13 protein-coding genes are annotated in these 16,764 nt (G+C 72.0%); 9 read left to right on the top strand and 4 right to left on the bottom strand.

Features of this window, described 5'->3' with window-relative positions:
* Nucleotides 1-33 precede the first annotated feature (33 nt).
* Entirely contained in the window at nt 34-618 is a 585-nt protein-coding gene (locus OG286_RS26755; RefSeq protein ID WP_396323215.1) for a PspA-associated protein PspAB, read from the top strand.
* Between the two features lie 171 nt (nt 619-789).
* Nucleotides 790-1,617, top strand: coding sequence for a DUF3097 domain-containing protein (locus tag OG286_RS26750; RefSeq protein WP_396323214.1), 828 nt, complete (start codon nt 790-792; stop codon nt 1,615-1,617).
* A gap of 57 nt (nt 1,618-1,674) precedes the next feature.
* Here OG286_RS26750 and hemW read toward each other — a convergent pair whose 3' ends face one another.
* Complete coding sequence (hemW, locus tag OG286_RS26745; RefSeq protein ID WP_396323213.1) at nt 1,675-2,904, bottom strand: radical SAM family heme chaperone HemW; 1,230 nt, start codon at nt 2,902-2,904, stop codon at nt 1,675-1,677.
* Between the two features lie 83 nt (nt 2,905-2,987).
* Entirely contained in the window at nt 2,988-4,910 is a 1,923-nt protein-coding gene (locus OG286_RS26740) for an AMP-dependent synthetase/ligase (protein ID WP_396323212.1), read from the bottom strand.
* A gap of 337 nt (nt 4,911-5,247) precedes the next feature.
* Here OG286_RS26740 and OG286_RS26735 point away from each other — a divergent pair, with 337 nt between their 5' ends.
* The 4 genes from OG286_RS26735 to OG286_RS26720 all read left to right on the top strand — a co-directional run bounded on the left by OG286_RS26735 (nt 5,248) and on the right by OG286_RS26720 (nt 11,350).
* On the top strand, nt 5,248-6,981 hold the full coding sequence (locus tag OG286_RS26735) for an ABC transporter ATP-binding protein (RefSeq protein ID WP_396323211.1): 1,734 nt from the start codon (nt 5,248-5,250) through the stop codon (nt 6,979-6,981).
* Between the two features lie 140 nt (nt 6,982-7,121).
* The gene (locus OG286_RS26730; protein WP_396323280.1) at nt 7,122-9,020 is read left to right on the top strand and encodes an ABC transporter ATP-binding protein; all 1,899 of its coding nucleotides are present in this window, start codon (nt 7,122-7,124) and stop codon (nt 9,018-9,020) included.
* 226 nt (nt 9,021-9,246) lie between these two features.
* Complete coding sequence (sigJ, locus tag OG286_RS26725; protein WP_396323210.1) at nt 9,247-10,185, top strand: RNA polymerase sigma factor SigJ; 939 nt, start codon at nt 9,247-9,249, stop codon at nt 10,183-10,185.
* 94 nt (nt 10,186-10,279) lie between these two features.
* Nucleotides 10,280-11,350: an NAD(P)/FAD-dependent oxidoreductase gene (locus OG286_RS26720; protein ID WP_396323209.1), complete on the top strand. Its 1,071-nt coding sequence runs from the start codon at nt 10,280-10,282 to the stop codon at nt 11,348-11,350.
* 88 nt (nt 11,351-11,438) lie between these two features.
* Here the strand turns inward: OG286_RS26720 and lepA are convergent, their stop codons facing one another.
* The gene (gene lepA, locus OG286_RS26715) at nt 11,439-13,307 is read right to left on the bottom strand and encodes a translation elongation factor 4 (RefSeq protein ID WP_396323208.1); all 1,869 of its coding nucleotides are present in this window, start codon (nt 13,305-13,307) and stop codon (nt 11,439-11,441) included.
* 336 nt (nt 13,308-13,643) lie between these two features.
* Here lepA and OG286_RS26710 point away from each other — a divergent pair, with 336 nt between their 5' ends.
* The 3 genes from OG286_RS26710 to OG286_RS26700 all read left to right on the top strand — a co-directional run bounded on the left by OG286_RS26710 (nt 13,644) and on the right by OG286_RS26700 (nt 15,672).
* Nucleotides 13,644-13,949, top strand: a complete 306-nt coding sequence (locus OG286_RS26710) for an antibiotic biosynthesis monooxygenase family protein (RefSeq protein ID WP_405359777.1) — start codon at nt 13,644-13,646, stop codon at nt 13,947-13,949.
* 209 nt (nt 13,950-14,158) lie between these two features.
* Entirely contained in the window at nt 14,159-14,425 is a 267-nt protein-coding gene (gene rpsT, locus OG286_RS26705; RefSeq protein WP_363607500.1) for a 30S ribosomal protein S20, read from the top strand.
* 635 nt (nt 14,426-15,060) lie between these two features.
* Complete coding sequence (locus OG286_RS26700; protein WP_396323206.1) at nt 15,061-15,672, top strand: hypothetical protein; 612 nt, start codon at nt 15,061-15,063, stop codon at nt 15,670-15,672.
* Nucleotides 15,673-15,708: 36 nt separating this feature from the next.
* Here the strand turns inward: OG286_RS26700 and holA are convergent, their stop codons facing one another.
* Nucleotides 15,709-16,704 (bottom strand): DNA polymerase III subunit delta, encoded by a 996-nt coding sequence (holA, locus tag OG286_RS26695; protein WP_396323205.1) that lies wholly within the window; start codon nt 16,702-16,704, stop codon nt 15,709-15,711.
* Between the last annotated feature and the right edge of the window lie 60 nt (nt 16,705-16,764).

Below are 16,764 nucleotides of genomic sequence, written 5' to 3'. Positions count from 1 at the left end.
CGGCGAGCCGGACCACCTCCGGAAGGGACCGCCGTGGGATTCCTGGACACGCTGTTCGGCCGCACCAAGCCGGTCAGGCCCGACCTCGACCAGCTGTTCGGCGTACCGTCCGCCGCGCTGACCCTGGAGGCGGCCTCCGGCTTCCGGCCCACCGGCGTCGGATCGGTCTGCTTCGCCTCCGTCGAGGGCGGGGCATTCGGCGAGGTCGAGCGGCAGGTACGGGCGCTGCTGGACGCCGACACCGAGCGCGGCGGCGTCCCGGTGGAGGCCTCCAAGGACGCGTACGGGTACTCCTGGCTGCTCGCCCGGCACACGCCCGAGGAGCTGCCGGAGCTGGTCAACGACCTGCACGCGGTCAACAGCGAGCTGGAGGCGAACGGCTTCGGGCCGCAGTTGCTCTGCTCGCTGGTCGCCTTCCGCGACGCCGAGGGGCAGCCGCTGGCGCTGGTCTACCTGTACAAGCGCGGCACCTTCTACCCGTTCGCGCCGGTGCCGGGCGGCGGGGAGAAGCGGAACAGCCCGCTGGAGCTGCAGGTCAACGCCATGCTCGGGAACGACCTGCGGCTGGAGAAGGACCTCACCCGCTGGTTCCCGGTCTGGGGCGCGCCGGGTCTGTGACCTCGGCCGGCCGCAATCCGCCGGCCGCCGCCCGGCCGCCGCCCCCACCGACGACGTCCCGGGGCCCCTGAGGGCGACCGCCCCGGCCGCGCCGTGGCCCTGTGGGCACGGGGCGGGTGTCCCGGCGGTCGGCTCACCGTTCACGGGCCGACGCCTCCTAGACTCCGGGGAATGCGCAGCCGCCAGTACGGACCCGACCTGACCCCGCCGTGGAAGAAGCAGCAGCCCGCCCCGGAGGTGCCCGCCGAGCGCGACCTCGTGGTGGAGGAGGCGGCGACCGGATTCTGCGGGGCGGTGGTGCGCTGCGAGAAGACCGCCGAGGGCTTCACCGTCACCCTGGAGGACCGCTTCGGCAAGCACCGGGTCTTCCCCCTGGTGCCGCGCGGCTTCCTGCTGGAGGGCCGGACGGTCACCCTGGTCCGCCCCGCCGGCCCGGCGCCCGCGCGCACCCCCGGCCGGACCGCCTCCGGGTCGGTGGCCGTGCCCGGCGCCCGCGCCCGGGTGGCCCGGGAGTCCCGGATCTACGTCGAGGGCCGGCACGACGCCGAGCTGGTCGAGCGGGTCTGGGGCGACGACCTGCGGATCGAGGGCGTGGTGGTCGAGTACCTGGAGGGCATCGACGACCTGCCCGCGGTCGTCGCCGACTTCGCCCCCGGCCCGGGCCGCCGCCTCGGCGTCCTGGTCGACCACCTGCTCCCCGGCACCAAGGAGCACCGGATCGCCGCCCGGGTCACCGGCGACGCCGTCCTGGTCGTCGGCCACCCCTACATCGACGTCTGGCAGGCCGTGAAGCCGTCCAGCGTCGGCATCCCCGGCTGGCCGGACGTGCCGTACGAGGAGGTGTGGAAGGAGGGCATCTGCCGCCGCCTCGGCTGGCCGGTGGACACCCCCGCCGCCTGGAAGCGCATCCTCGCCTCGGTGGATTCCTACCGGGACCTGGAGCCGGCCCTGCTGGCGAAGGTCGAGGAGCTGATCGACTTCGTGACGCTGCCGGACTGAGCGTCCGGGCGTCGGTCCGGAACGGCGGGGCGACGGCCGGGACCGCGTCGGCGGACGTCAGTCCACCAGGTCGCGGACGACCGCGTCGGCCAGCAGACGGCCCTGCAGGGTCAGCACGGCGCGGCCGGCGGCATACGGCCCGGCGGCGAGGAGTCCGTCCTCGTGGTGGCGGGCGGCGGCCTTGAGGCCGGTGCCGGTGAGCAGGCCGAGCGGGATGCCCTCGGCGAGGCGGAGTTCGAGGAGGATGCGCTCGACCCGGCGGTCCTCGTCGGTGAGCAGTTCGCGGCCCTGGGCGGGGGTGCGCTGCTCGGCGAGGGAGCGGGCGTAGGCGGCGGGGTGCTTGGCGTTCCACCAGCGGACGCCGCCGACGTGGCTGTGTGCGCCGGGGCCGGCGCCCCACCAGTCGGCGCCGGTCCAGTACAGCTCGTTGTGGCGGCAGCGGCCCTCCGGGGTGGTGGCCCAGTTGGAGACCTCGTACCAGGAGTAGCCGGCGGCGGCGAGCGCCCGCTCGGCGATCAGGTAGCGGTCGGCGTGCACGTCGTCGTCGATCATCGGGAGCTCGCCGCGCTTGACCCGGGCGGCCAGCTTGGTGCCGTCCTCGACGATCAGCGAGTAGGCCGAGACGTGGTCGGGGCCGGCGCCGATGGCGGCGTCCAGGGAGGCCCGCCAGTCGTCGTCGGACTCGCCGGGAGTGCCGTAGATGAGGTCCAGGTTGACGTGCTCGAAGCCGGCCGCGCGGGCCTCGGCGACGCAGGCCTCGGGGCGGCCGGGGGTGTGGTGGCGGTCGAGCAGCCGGAGCACGTGCGGGCGGGCGCTCTGCATGCCGAAGGAGACCCGGTTGTAGCCGCCCGCGCGCAGCTCGGCGAGGTAGGCCGGGTCGACGGACTCGGGGTTGGCCTCGGTGGTGACCTCGGCGCCCTCGGCGAGCCCGAACTCGTCGCGGATGGCGGCGAGCATCTTCACGAGGTCGCGGGCGGGCAGCAGGGTGGGCGTGCCGCCGCCGAGGAAGACCGTCTGCACGGGCAGGTCGGCGTCGCCCAGCACCCTGCGGGCCAGCCGGATCTCCGCGACGACGTTGTCGGCGTACGTCTCCTGGGAGGCGACGGCCCCGGAGGACCGCAGCTCGGTGGCGGTGTAGGTGTTGAAGTCGCAGTAGCCGCAGCGGCTCGCGCAGTACGGCACGTGCAGGTAGAAGCCGAACGGCCGCGACCCGAGCCCGGCGAGGGCGTGTGCGGGCAGGGAACCGTCGGACGGCACGGGTTCGCCGTCGGGGAGTGCGGAGGGCATGACCCCAGTGTCCCGTACGGCCCGGGCCTGCCCGAAACGGGCGGGCGGCCCGGGGCCGTAGGGGGCGGGGAGCGGGGAGCCGCTCAGGCCTCGTTGGCGCCCGCGTACATCTCGGTGACGGCGTCGGCGTACGTCCGCTCGACCACCGGGCGCTTGATCTTCAGGCTCGGGGTGAGCTCGCCGTGCTCGATGTCCAGGTCGCGCGGGAGCAGGGTGAACTTCTTGATCGTCTGCCAGCGCTGGAGGCCGGAGTTGAGCCGCTGCACGAAGCCGTCGATCAGCTTGTGCACCTGCGGGTCGGCGACCACCTCGGCGTAGGACTTGCCGGCCAGGCCGTGCTCGGCGGCCCACGGCATGATCACCGTCTCGTCCAGGCCGATCAGCGCGGTGCAGAAGTTGCGGCCGTTGCCGATCACCAGGATGTTGCTGACGAACGGGCAGACCGCCTTGAACTTGCCCTCGACCTCGCTGGGCGCGACGTACTTGCCGCCCGAGGTCTTGAACATGTCCTTCTTGCGGTCGGTGATCCGCAGGAAGCCGTCCGCGGACAGTTCGCCGATGTCCTCGGTGTGGAACCAGCCGTCGGCCTCCAGCACCTCGGCGGTCTTCTCCGGCAGGTTGTGGTAGCCGCGCATGATGCCCGGGCCGCGCAGCAGGATCTCGCCGTCCTCGGCGATCCGGACCTCGGTGCCGGGCAGCGGACGGCCGACCGTGCCGACCCGGACGTCCTCCGCACGGTTGACGGACGAGCCGGCGCTGGTCTCGCTCAGGCCGTAGCCCTCCAGGATCGGCACCCCGGCGCCGACGAAGAAGTAGCCGATCTCGGGGGCGAGCGCGGCACTGCCGGAGACCGCGCCGCGCAGCCGCCCGCCGAAGGCGGCCCGGATCTTGGCGAACACCAGCTTGTCGGCGACCGCGTGCTGCAGCCGCAGGCCCAGCGGGGCGGTGCCGACACCGGTGGCGATCCGGTTCTCCTGGACGACCCGGGCATACTCCCGGGCGGTCTGCGCCGCCCACATGAAGATCTTGTACTTGGCGCCGCCCTCGGCCCGGGCCCTGCCGGCGATGCCGTTGTAGACCTTCTCGAAGATGCGCGGTGCCGAGGCCATGACGGTCGGCCGGATGACCGGCAGGTTGTGGATGATCCGGTCGACCCTGCCGTCCACGGCCATCACGTGGCCGGTGGCGATCTGGCCCGAGATCAGCGTCTTGCCGAAGACGTGCGACAGCGGCAGCCACATGAACTGCACGTCGTCGGCGGCCAGCAGCCCGCTGGCCTCCTGGGCCCGCCCCTCGTACGCCCAGCAGTCGTGCACCAGGCGCACGCCCTTGGGGCGGCCGGTGGTGCCGGAGGTGTAGATGAGGGTGGCCAGCTGCTCCTTGTCGAGCGCGGCGATGGTCTTCTCGACGGCGTCCGGGTGCTGCTCCAGGTACTTGGCGCCGAGCTGCTCCAGCTCGGCCAGGGTGAGCACGTTCAGCCCGCCGGTCTCGGGAGCCTCGGCGGGCGCGTCGAAGAGGACGACGGTGCGCAGCTCGGGCAGCCGGTCCACCTCGGCGACGGCCTTGGCGAGCTGGGCGGCGTTCTCGGCGAACAGGGCCCGGGAGCCGGAGTCGGAGAGGATGAACGCCGTCTCGTCGGCGTTGGTGCTCGGGTAGACGGCTGTGGTGGCCGCGCCCGCGCACATGTTGCCGAGGTCGGCGATGACCCACTCCAGCCGGGTGGAGGAGGCCAGCGCGACCCGGTCCTCGGCCTGGATGCCCAGCGACAGCAGGCCTGCGGCCACCGCGTACACCCGGGTGGCGGTCTGCGCCCAGGTCAGCGAGCGCCACTGCTCGGCGCCGGGGGCACTGTCCGCCGCGTGCTCGTCCACCGGGACGGGGAAGCGGTACGCCTCACCGGCCGGGGTGGCGGCGACCCGCTCCTGGAACAGGTGGGCGACGGAGGCGGGACGCGCGGCAACGATGTCGGCACGGCCGGAGTCGATCAGGGACTGCGCGGAACTCAACGAGGACCTCCGGGGGCGGGTGGCCGTCTGAGGGATTGTCGCGGCTCCCGTGGGGGCGGTCGCCGGGCCCCCGGTCGACCGGACTGATACCGGCGAGTAACAAGGGGGCAACCAGCAGCCTAGGGGGAAACCGGTCATTCCGTAAGAGGGCGGGGCAGCCTGGCACACCTCCGGGTGCCGGGTGCAGCCCGCCGGAGCACCCCGCAACCGGCCCGCCGCAACGCCGGGCAAAGGACTGGACAAACATCCGGGCGGCGTACCCAGAATCGCCTGTACGAGTCCACCAAAGAACGAGAATTGGGATGCGAATCCCACCGCCGACGACAAGAGTGTGCCAGTGCTGATCAGACTGCTCAGGGCCTACCTGCGCCCCTACTCCCAACCGATCACCTTGCTGGTACTGCTCCAGCTGGTCTCGACGCTCGCCCTGCTGTACCTGCCCACACTCAACGCCGACATCATCGACGACGGCGTGGTGAAGGGTGACACCGGCACCATCCTGCAGCTGGGCGGCGTGATGATCGCCGTCACCGTGGTCCAGGCGCTCTGCTCGATCGGCGCCGTCTACTACGGCGCGCGCACCGCGATGGCCGTCGGCCGGGACGTCCGGGCCGCCGTCTTCGACCGGGTGCAGAGCTTCTCCGCCCGCGAACTCGGCCAGTTCGGCGCCCCCTCGCTGATCACCCGCACCACCAACGACGTCCAGCAGGTCCAGATGCTGGTCCTGATGTCCTTCACGCTGATGGTCGCCGCGCCGATCATGTGCGTCGGCGGCATCATCATGGCGCTCAACCAGGACGTCCCGCTCTCCGCGCTGCTGCTCGCCGTCGTCCCGGTGCTCGGCACCATCGTCGTCCTGCTGGTCCGCTCGCTGCGCCCGAAGTTCCGCAGCATGCAGACGAAGATCGACACCGTGAACCGGGTCCTGCGCGAGCAGATCACCGGCATCCGGGTCATCCGCGCCTTCGTCAAGGACGACCACGAGCAGGCCCGGTTCGCCGGCGCCAACGGGGAGCTGACCGACGTCTCGCTCCGGGTCGGCCGGTTGATGTCGCTGATGTTCCCCCTCGTGATGCTGGTCGTGAACGTCTCCAGCATCGCCGTGCTCTGGTTCGGCGCCTACCGGATCGACAGCGGCGGCATGGAGATCGGCGCGCTGACCGCCTTCCTGTCCTACCTGATGCAGATCCTGATGAGCGTCATGATGGCCACCTTCATGTTCATGATGGTGCCGCGCGCCGAGGTCTGCGCCGAGCGCATCCAGGAGGTGCTGGACACCCGCTCCAGCGTCGTCCCGCCGTCCGCCCCGGTCACCGAGGTGCTGGCCCGCGGCAACCTGGAGCTGCGCGACGTCGAGTTCCGCTACCCGGGCGCCGAGGCCTCCGTGCTGCGCGGCATCGACATCACCGCCCGCCCCGGCGAGACCACCGCCGTCATCGGCTCCACCGGCAGCGGCAAGTCCACCCTGCTCGGCCTCGTCCCCCGGCTCTTCGACTCCACCTCCGGACAGGTCCTGCTGGACGGCGTCAACGTGCGCGACCTCGCCCCCGAGGCCATCGCCGAGACCGTCGGCCTCGTCCCGCAGAAGCCCTACCTGTTCACCGGCACCGTCGCCAGCAACCTGCGCTACGGCCGGCCCGACGCCACCGACGAGGAGCTCTGGCACGCCCTCGACGTCGCCCAGGCCAGGGAGTTCGTCGAGCGCCTCCCCGAAGGCCTGGACGCGCCCATCGCCCAGGGCGGCAGCAACCTCTCCGGCGGCCAGCGCCAGCGCCTCGCGATCGCCCGCGCCCTGGTCCGCAAGCCCGGCATCTACCTGTTCGACGACTCCTTCTCGGCACTCGACTACGCCACCGACGCCAGGCTCCGCAAGGCGCTCGCCCGGGAGACCTCCGACGCCACCGTGCTGATCGTCGCCCAGCGCGTCTCCACCATCCGCGACGCCGACCGGATCATCGTCCTGGACGAGGGCGCCGTCGTCGGCAGCGGCACCCACGGCGAGCTGATGGCCGGAAACCCGACGTACCGGGAGATCGTGCTCTCCCAGCTCACCGAGCAGGAGGCGGCGTGACCACCCCGCAGAAGAAGACGCCGCTGACGAAGAGCCCGGAGCAACAGGACCCGGGCCCCGCCGCGGCGAACCCCGGCGAGCCGCGCAGCGACTCGCAGTCCGCCGCCGCCCGCCGCGGCCCCGCCGGCCCCGGCCGGTTCATGGGCGGCCAGGGCACCGAGAAGTCGATGGACTTCAAGGGCTCCGGCAAGCGCGTCCTCAAGCTGCTGCGCCCGGAACGCGCCCTGCTCTCCGGCGTCCTCACGCTCGGCGTGCTCAGCATCGGCTGCGCCGTCACCGGCCCCAAGATCCTCGGCAACGCCACCGACCTGATCTTCGCCGGCGTGGTCGGCGGCAAGTTCCCGGCCGGCACCTCCAAGGAGCAGGTCGTGGACGGCCTGCGCGCCGGCGGCGACGGCAGGGTCGCCGACCTCCTCTCCTCGATCGACTTCACCCCCGGCCAGACGATGGACTTCGGGGCGATCGGCACGGTGCTGCTCTGGGTGCTGGCGATCTACGTCGCCTCCGCCGCCTTCGGCATCGTCCAGGGCCGGCTGGCCACCACCGCCATCCAGCGGGCCGGCTACCGGCTGCGCCAGGACGTCGAGGCCAAGCTCGCCCGGCTGCCGCTCAGCTACTTCGACAAGCAGCCGCGCGGCGAGGTGCTCAGCCGGGTCACCAACGACATCGACAACATCGGCCAGTCCATGCAGCAGACCATGGGCCAGGTGGTGAACTCGCTGCTCACCGTGGTCGGCGTGCTGGCCATGATGTTCTGGATCTCGCCGCTGCTCGCCGTGATCGCGCTGGTCTCGGTGCCGCTCTCGGTGGTCGTGGCGACCAAGGTCGGCAAGCGGGCACAGCCGCAGTTCGTCCAGCAGTGGAAGTCCACCGGCCAGCTGAACGCGCACATCGAGGAGATGTACACCGGGCACGCCCTGGTCAAGGTCTTCGGCCGGCAGAAGGAGTCCGCCGAGACCTTCCGCGAGCACAACGATTCGCTCTTCGAGTCCAGCTTCCGGGCCCAGTTCATCTCCGGGATCATCCAGCCCTCGATGATGCTGATCGGCAACCTCCAGTACGTGCTGGTCGCCGTGGTCGGCGGGCTCCGGGTGGCCAGCGGCGCGCTGTCCATCGGCGACGTGCAGGCCTTCATCCAGTACTCGCGGCAGTTCAGCCAGCCGCTCACCCAGGTCGCCAGCATGGCCAACCTCGTGCAGTCCGGCGTCGCCTCCGCCGAACGCGTCTTCGAGCTGCTGGACGCGCCCGAGCAGACCCCCGAGCCGGCCATGCCGGAACGCCCCGACGCCGTCCGCGGCCGGGTCGCCTTCCAGGACGTCTCCTTCCGCTACGACCCCGGCAAGCCCCTCATCGAGGACCTCTCGCTCAAGGTCGAACCGGGGCAGACAGTCGCCATCGTCGGCCCCACCGGCGCCGGCAAGACCACCATGGTCAACCTGCTGATGCGGTTCTACGAGGTCAGCGGCGGCCGGATCACCCTCGACGGGGTGGACATCGCCGCCATGTCCCGCGAGGACCTGCGCTCCGGCATCGGCATGGTCCTCCAGGACACCTGGCTGTTCGGCGGCACCATCGCCGAGAACATCGCGTACGGAGCCGACGGCGCCACCCGCGAGCAGGTCGTCGAGGCGGCCAAGGCCGCGCACGTCGACCGCTTCGTCCGCACCCTGCCGGACGGCTACGACACCCGCATCGACGACGAGGGCACCGGCGTCAGCGCCGGCGAGAAGCAGCTCATCACCATCGCCCGGGCGTTCCTCGCGCAGCCGTCGATCCTCGTCCTGGACGAGGCGACCAGCTCGGTCGACACCCGCACCGAGGTACTGATCCAGCGCGCCATGGCCCGGCTGCGCACCGGCCGCACCAGCTTCGTGATCGCCCACCGGCTCTCCACCATCCGGGACGCCGACGTGATCCTGGTGATGGAGAACGGCTCGATCGTCGAGCAGGGCACGCACGACGAGCTGATCGCCGTCGACGGCGCGTACGCGCGGCTGTACAAGGCACAGTTCTCCGAGGCGGTGGCCGAGGTCGACTGACCGGGCACGCCCGGCGAAGAGCCGGAGGGAACGCCGTGGCAGCCGGCGCCCCCTCCGGCTCTTCGCCTTCCGGGGGACGGGCCGCGGAGGCGTTCGCGGCTGCGGAGGCGGCCTGCCGGGCCCCGCGTCCCCGTCCCCGCGTCCCTGCGTGCGTGTCCCGGCGTACGTGCCCTGCGTACGTGTCCCGGCCTTCGTCCTCCGGGGGACGGGCGCTACCGTGGGGCCCGTGAGTGACGACCCGTCGGCGGCAGCCGTGTCGAGCCCGGACGCGACCCCGGACGCCTTCGAGGTGAACCGGCGCTACCTGGGCTCGGTCGCCTACCGGCTGCTCGGATCGTTCAGCGACGCCGAGGACGTACTGCAGGAGGCCTGGCTGCGGTGGCGGTCCGCCGACCAGTCGGCCGTCACCGACCCGCGGGCCTTCCTCACCACCATCGTCACCCGGCTCTGCTACGACCAGCTGGGCTCCGCCCGGGCCCGCCGGGAGGCCTACTTCGGCGAGTGGCTGCCCGAACCGGCCGTCTCCTACCAGGACTCCCCCGCCTCCCCCGCCGAGCTGGCCGAACTCGGGGAGTCGGTCTCGCTGGCACTGCTCGCCGTCCTGGAGCAGCTCACCCCGGCCGAACGCGCCGCATTCGTGCTGCACGACGTGTTCGCGGTCGGCTTCGACGAGATCGCCGCCTCACTCGACCGCTCCACCGAGGCCACCCGCCAGCTCGCCTCCCGGGCCCGGCGCCGGGTGAAGGACGGCGGCCGCCGCGCCACCGCCGACCGCTCCGAGCACCGGCAGGCGGTGGAGGCGTTCGCCGCGGCGAGCACGCGTGGCGACATCCAGGGCCTGCTCGCCGTGCTCGACCCGGAGGTCGTCTGGCACTCCGACGGCGGCGGGGTCGTCTCCGCCGGTGCCCGCCCGGTGTTCGGCGCCGACAAGGTCTCCCGGCTGGTCGCCGGCCTGGTCGCGAAGTGGTTCACCCCGGACATGGGCCTCGCGCTCGCCCTGGTCAACGGCGAGCCGGGCCTGCTCTGGCACGACGCCGACGGCGCGGTCGGCGGTGTACTGGCCTTCACCGTCGCCGACGGCCGGATCACCGAGGCGTACGTCGTGGTCAATCCCGAGAAGCTCACCCGGATCGCGCCGATCGCCGGCCCGCCCGACATCGTGTGACGCAGGTCACTGTCACGGTTGGACCGGCCGTGTCGTCCCCTTCCCGAAAACGCAGCGAGCGCTTCGTGAGGGCGCTAAGAAGGAGGCGGACGACATGACCGAGAAGCAGATCGTCGTACTGGGCGCCGGCTACGCGGGACTGAGTGCGGCGACCCGGGCGGGCGGCAAGCACAACCGGGTGACCCTGATCGCCCCGGAAACCCGCTTCCTGCACCGCGTCCGCCAGCACGAGACCGCCGCCGGCCGGCCCGCGCACCGGCCCACCGTCGCCGAGGTCGTCCGCGGCCGCGGCGTGCGGCACATCGCGGCCCGCGCCACCGCCCTCGACCTCAACGCCCGCAAGGTCTTCCTGGACACCGGCGAGGCCGTCCCCTACGACACCCTGGTCTACGCCCTCGGCAGCCGCACCGCCTGGCACGGCGTCCCCGGCGCCGCCGAGCACGCCTACCCCGTCGAGCGGGCCGCCGAACTGGGCCGGCGGCTGCGCACCGCCGGCCGCCCCGGCACCGTCGCCGTGGTCGGCGGCGGCGCCACCGGCATCGAACTGGCCTCCGAGATCGCCGAGGCCAACCCCGGCTGGAAGGTCCGGATCGTCGCCGCCGGCCAGGTCGGCGGCTGGTTCTCGGCCCGCGGCCGCCGCCACGTCCTGGACGTCATGGCCCGGCTCGGCGTCGAGGTGCACGAGCAGAGCACCGTCACCGCAGTCGACCCGGACGGCCTGGACACCACCGCCGGGCGGATCCCCGCCGACGTGGTCGCCTGGGCCGCCGCCCTGGAGCCGCACCCGCTGGCCGCCGAAGCCGGCCTGACGGTCAACGCGGCCGGCCAGGCCGTGGTCGACGGCCACCTGCGCTCGGTCTCGCACCCCGACGTCCACGTGATCGGCGACGCCGCCGAGGTCACCGTCCCCGGCACCGGCACCCTGCGGATGGCCTGCGCCACCGCCCAGCCGATGGGCCGCTACCTCGGCAAGCTGCTCACCGGGGGCACCGACAAGCCCTTCGCGTTCCGGTACGCGGTCCAGTGCCTGAGCCTCGGCCGCCGGGACGGCATGGTCCAACTGATCCACGGCGACGACTCGATGCGGCCCACCGTGCTCACCGGCCTGACCGGACGGCTGACCAAGGCGCTCATCGTCAACGGCGTGGTGTGGTCGCTGCGGTGACCCCGGCGGGCCGGGGCGCGACGCCCCGGCCCGGCCGGACATGCCGAGGGCCCGGGGCGGATCGCCCCGGGCCCTCGTGCGCCGTCGGTTACTTCTTCTCCTTCGGCGCCTCGGCGTCGGTGGACAGCGCGGCGATGAAGGCCTCCTGCGGGACCTCCACGCGGCCGACCATCTTCATCCGCTTCTTGCCTTCCTTCTGCTTCTCCAGCAGCTTGCGCTTGCGCGAGATGTCACCGCCGTAGCACTTGGCGAGGACGTCCTTGCGGATCGCGCGGACCGTCTCACGGGCGATCACCCGGGAGCCGATGGCCGCCTGGATCGGCACCTCGAACTGCTGGCGCGGGATCAGCTTCTGCAGCTTGCCGGCCATCATCACGCCGTAGTTGTAGGCCTTGTCCTTGTGCACGATCGCGGAGAACGCGTCCACCGCGTCGCCGTGCAGCAGGATGTCGACCTTCACCAGCTGGGCGCTCTGCTCGCCGATGGGCTCGTAGTCGAGCGAGGCGTAGCCGCGGGTCTTGGACTTCAGCTGGTCGAAGAAGTCGAAGACGATCTCCGCGAGGGGGAGGGTGTAGCGCAGCTCCACCCGGTCCTCGGAGAGGTAGTCCATGCCCTGGAGGTTGCCGCGGCGGGACTGGCAGAGCTCCATGATCGCGCCGACGAACTCGTTCGGCGCCAGGATGGTCCCGCGCACGACCGGCTCGAACACCTCGGCGATCTTGCCGGTCGGGAACTCGCTCGGGTTGGTGACGGTGTGCTCGGAGCCGTCCTCCATCACCACGCGGTAGACCACGTTGGGGGCGGTGGAGATCAGGTCGAGGTTGAACTCGCGCTCCAGCCGCTCCCGGATGATCTCCAGGTGCAGCAGGCCGAGGAAGCCACAGCGGTAGCCGAAGCCCAGCGCGACCGACGTCTCCGGCTCGTAGACCAGCGCGGCGTCGTTCAGCCGCAGCTTGTCCAGGGCGTCGCGGAGCAGCGGGTAGTCCGAGCCGTCCAGCGGGTAGAGGCCGGAGAACACCATCGGGCGCGGGTCCTTGTAGCCGCCCAGCGCCTCGGTCGCACCCTTGTGCATCGAGGTGATGGTGTCACCGACCTTGGACTGCCGGACGTCCTTCACACCGGTGATGATGTAGCCCACCTCGCCGACACCGAGGCCGTCGGCGACCTTCGGCTCGGGCGAGATGACGCCGATCTCCAGCAGCTCGTGGGTCGCGCCGGTCGACATCATCGCGATCCGCTCGCGCTTGGTGAGCTGACCGTCCACGACACGGACGTAGGTGACCACGCCGCGGTAGGAGTCGTACACCGAGTCGAAGATCATCGCGCGGGCCGGGGCGTCCTTGACGCCGACCGGGGCCGGGATGTTGTCGACGATGTGGTCGAGCAGGTCCTCGACGCCGAGGCCGGTCTTGGCGCTGACCTTGAGCACGTCCCCCGGGTCGCAGCCGATGATGTGCGCGATCTCCGCGGCGTACTTCTCCGGCTGGGCGGCCGGCAGGTCGATCTTGTTGAGCACCGGGATGATCGTGAGGTCGTTCTCCAGCGCCAGGTACAGGTTGGCGAGGGTCTGCGCCTCGATGCCCTGGGCGGCGTCCACCACCAGGACGGTGCCCTCGCAGGCCGCGAGGGAGCGGGACACCTCGTACGTGAAGTCCACGTGGCCCGGGGTGTCGATCATGTTGAGGATGTGCGTCGTGCCGGCGTTCGCTCCGGCGTTCGGCGCCCACGGGAGGCGGACGGCCTGCGACTTGATGGTGATGCCGCGCTCGCGCTCGATGTCCATCCGGTCGAGGTACTGGGCGCGCATCTGCCGCGGGTCGACCACACCGGTGATCTGGAGCATCCGGTCTGCGAGCGTCGACTTGCCGTGGTCGATGTGGGCGATGATGCAGAAGTTGCGGATCAGCGCCGGGTCGGTACGGCTGGGCTCTGGCACATTGCTGGGGGTCGCGGGCACCTTGGTCCGATTCTCCGTTGGTCCGGGGGCCGGGGGTGTCCTGGTCATCGCTGACCGGTTTCCCGGGGACCGGACAGTCGTCCGATCGAAATAGTTCCTCCCATACTCCCACGAGCGCGACGTGCGCCGCCGTTCGGTTCTTCCCCGGGGATCCGGCCGGGCCCTTCCGGAGGGACGGCCGGGTGTTCCCCGCGGGAGCGGGCCGCTGTTCCCCGTGGGGGCGGGCTGCTGTTCCGCGTGGGGGCGGGCCGCCGTTCCCGTGGCGGGCGATCGCCTGCCCGCGGGCGTCGGGCGGCCGTTCCCCCAGCGTCCGGGTGTGCGGCAGGATGCGGTCGCATGATCCTGGAAAGTGCGCTGCTCGACGTCGTTCCCGGCCGGGAGGAGGCCTTCCTCGCCGCCTTCGCCGAGGCCCGGCCGCTGATCGCGGCCCAGTCCGGCTTCCGCTGGCTGGAGCTGCGGCGCTGCCTGGACGAGGGCCGCGGTTCGCGGTTCCTGCTCCAGGTGGAGTGGGAGCGGCTGGAGGACCACACGGAGGGGTTCCGCCGCTCGGCCGAGTACGAGCGGTGGAGGGAGCTGCTGCACCGCTTCTACGAGCCGTTCCCCGAAGTCGAGCACTACGGGGAGCCGGTGCTCCGGGCCTGACGCGATTCGGGCCCCGCTCCGACGCGTGAGGGCTTCCGGCGGCCGTCCGGTTTGGGGTCGGCCGTACGCCCCTGGTAGCGTGGGGCGCTGCACCTGGCCTCGGCATGCCCTCTCAGCTTGTCCGACGGCCGCGCGGTGCAGCCCTCCCCCAGCCTCTCCGGCCGGGGGGACCCCCAGAACCGTTTAACACACAAGACTGAGGCTCCTTCGTGGCGAACATCAAGTCCCAGATCAAGCGCAACAAGACCAACGAGAAGGCGCGCCTGCGCAACAAGGCCGTCAAGTCCTCGCTGAAGACCGCTCTGCGCAAGGCCCGTGAGGCCGCTGCCGCCGGCGAGACCGAGAAGGCCGCCGTGCTGGCCCGCGCCGCCTCCAAGGCGCTCGACAAGGCCGTGAGCAAGGGCGTCATCCACGCCAACCAGGCCGCCAACAAGAAGTCGGCCATCACCAAGCGCGTCAACGCCGTCCAGGCCTGACGCCCCCGGGGCCCCAGGCCCCACCCACCTCGGGAGAACCGGCCCTCTACCCGGACCTCCGAGGCGAGAACCAAGACTCGCACCGCACGCGGCCTGCGTTCGCCACGCGGGTGCGGTGCACAGGCAGTACGGCAGGCGCCGCAGCAGACCTCTTCCCCGAGGCTGCTGCGGCGCCTGTCGCGTTCTGTGGTCCGACCGCTATGGTCGGTCACGGCAGTTCCGGGATCACGATCGCAGGGACCGCCGCTCGGGCGGGCGCCGAACCGCGATCACCCTCGCCGGTTCGTCCGGTCCGTCCAGTCCTTCGATCTCGGCGGGCCCGGCGGGCCCGGCGGGCCCGGAATCACGGCGTCCGACGGATTCCTTGAAAGCGTTGAAGGCTCAGGGGGGCACAACCTATGGCGACGCCACCACCATCGCCGGCCCAGAGCGGGCCGGGGTTCACCGGTTTTCCGCAGCAGCAGGCACCACCGGCGGGCGCCCCCGGGTTCGGCCCGCCGCCCGGACTGCCCACCTCGCCGGGGCTGCCGCCCACCTCCCCAGGAGTGCCGCCGGTTTCACCCGGCGCAGCGGGCGGGCCGGGCGGGACCGGCCGTCAGCGCGGGAACCTGCGGCGGAACGCCGTCTGGGCGTTCGTGGGCGCCGTCCTCGCCTCGGTCGTCTGGTCCGGCGCCGTGGCCGTCGTGCCCAGGATGGTGCAGGGCCACTCCTCCGCGCAGAGCATCCACGGGTACCACGCCATCGACAAGATCTGCGAGACGGGCAAGCTCACCGCGTTCCGGCAGAAGTACAAGATGGTGGACAACTACCCGCTGGAACACACCGGCCGCAGCGGGTCCATGGACATCATGCGGTGCTACGCCCTGATGAAACGCTCCGTCAGCGGGAGCGACACCCCTGACTACGCCACCCTCGACATCCGCGTCGAGCTGCACAAGGCCGTCGACTCCTCGCCCGAATACGCCGCCACCCGGCACTACTTCGAGCAGCAGAAGTACGAGATCGCCGACGTGCCGAACCTCGGCCAGGAGGCCTACTACGCCTACGGTGACGAGCCGACCAGCTCCGACAAGACGTACCACGACATCAACTACTACCTGCAGGTCCTGGACGGCGGGATGACGTTCTCGCTCTACTGGACCGACAACTACCAGGTCGGCAAGGACACCACGCTGGACCGCGACTCGGTCCGGCGGGCCATGCTCGACGACACCCGGGACATCCTCAAGGCGATCGGCGGGAAGTAGGCGAGGCCGTCCGCCCCGCCCGTGCTCCCGCTCCGGTCAATACGGGCGGGAGCCGGCCCGGGCGGCCCTGGCGACGGCAACCACCGCCCGCTCCAGGGCGTAGGCCGGGTCGTCGGAGCCGCCCTTCACGGCAGCGTCCGCCTGCGCGATCGCCGTCAGCGCGGTGGCCACGCCGTCACCCGTCCAACCGCGCATCTGCTGGCGGACCCGGTCGACCTTCCACGGCGGCATGCCCAGCTCGCGCGCCAGATCGGCCGGGCGCATGTTCCGCCCAGCCGTCGCCAGCCGGCCGATACTGCGCACCCCGGACGCCAGCGCGTAGGTGATGCCGGTCGGCGGCTGCCCCACGGCCAGCGCCCAGCGCAGCCGCTCCAGGGCTTCGGCCGCCCGGCCGGTGACCGCCAGGTCCGCCACCTCGAAGCCGGTCGCCTCGGCCCGGCCGCTGTAGTAGCGCGCCACCACGGTGTCGTCGATGGTGCCCTCGACGTCCGAGGTGAGCTGGCTGCACGCGGCCGCCAGCTCGCGCAGGTCGCTGCCGAGCGCGTCCAGCAGAGCCTGGCACGCCTCCGGGGTCGCCGACCGCCCGAGCGTTCGGAACTCGCCCTTCACGAAGGCCAGCCGCTCCGACGCCTTGGCGAGCTTCGCGCAGGCGACCTCGCGGCCGCCGGCCTTCCGCCCGGCGTCCAGCAGCCCCTTGCCCTTGGCGCCGCCCGCGTGCACCAGCACCATGATCACTTCGTCGGCCGGGGCCTCGATGTACGCCTTGACCTCCTTCACGGAGTCGGCGCCGAGATCCTGGGCGGCCCGGACCACGATCACCTTGCGCTCGGCGAAGAGCGAGGGCGTGGTCAGCTCGGCCAGGCTGCCAGGCTGGAGGCTCCCGGGCGCGAGATCCCGTACGTCGGTGTCGGGGTCCGCCGCCTTCGCCGCCGCCACCACCTGGGCGACCGCACGGTCCAGCAGCAGCTCCTCCTGGCCGACCGCGAGGGTCAGCGGGGCGAGCAGGTCGTCGGGTGCACTCTTCCTGGCCATCGCCTACCAGCATCCCACGCGGTACGGACAGCCCCGCGCGGCCCGGGAGCCGGGGGTGGG

Source organism: Kitasatospora sp. NBC_00039 (assembly GCF_045160625.1).
Lineage (GTDB): Bacteria > Actinomycetota > Actinomycetes > Streptomycetales > Streptomycetaceae > Kitasatospora.
Note: the sequence above shows the minus strand (reverse complement) of the source record. Positions and strands in the feature narration are given on the sequence as shown.

What these genes read in the sequence shown, in the direction of transcription:
- OG286_RS26750 (WP_396323214.1), top strand. Translation starts at nt 790, where the DNA reads ATGCGCAGCCGCCAGTACGGACCCGACCTGACCCCGCCGTGGAAGAAG.
- hemW (WP_396323213.1), bottom strand. Translation starts at nt 2,904, where the DNA reads ATGCCCTCCGCACTCCCCGACGGCGAACCCGTGCCGTCCGACGGTTCC.
- OG286_RS26730 (WP_396323280.1), top strand. Translation starts at nt 7,122, where the DNA reads ATGGGCGGCCAGGGCACCGAGAAGTCGATGGACTTCAAGGGCTCCGGC.
- OG286_RS26720 (WP_396323209.1), top strand. Translation starts at nt 10,280, where the DNA reads ATGACCGAGAAGCAGATCGTCGTACTGGGCGCCGGCTACGCGGGACTG.
- OG286_RS26710 (WP_405359777.1), top strand. Translation starts at nt 13,644, where the DNA reads ATGATCCTGGAAAGTGCGCTGCTCGACGTCGTTCCCGGCCGGGAGGAG.
- holA (WP_396323205.1), bottom strand. Translation starts at nt 16,704, where the DNA reads ATGGCCAGGAAGAGTGCACCCGACGACCTGCTCGCCCCGCTGACCCTC.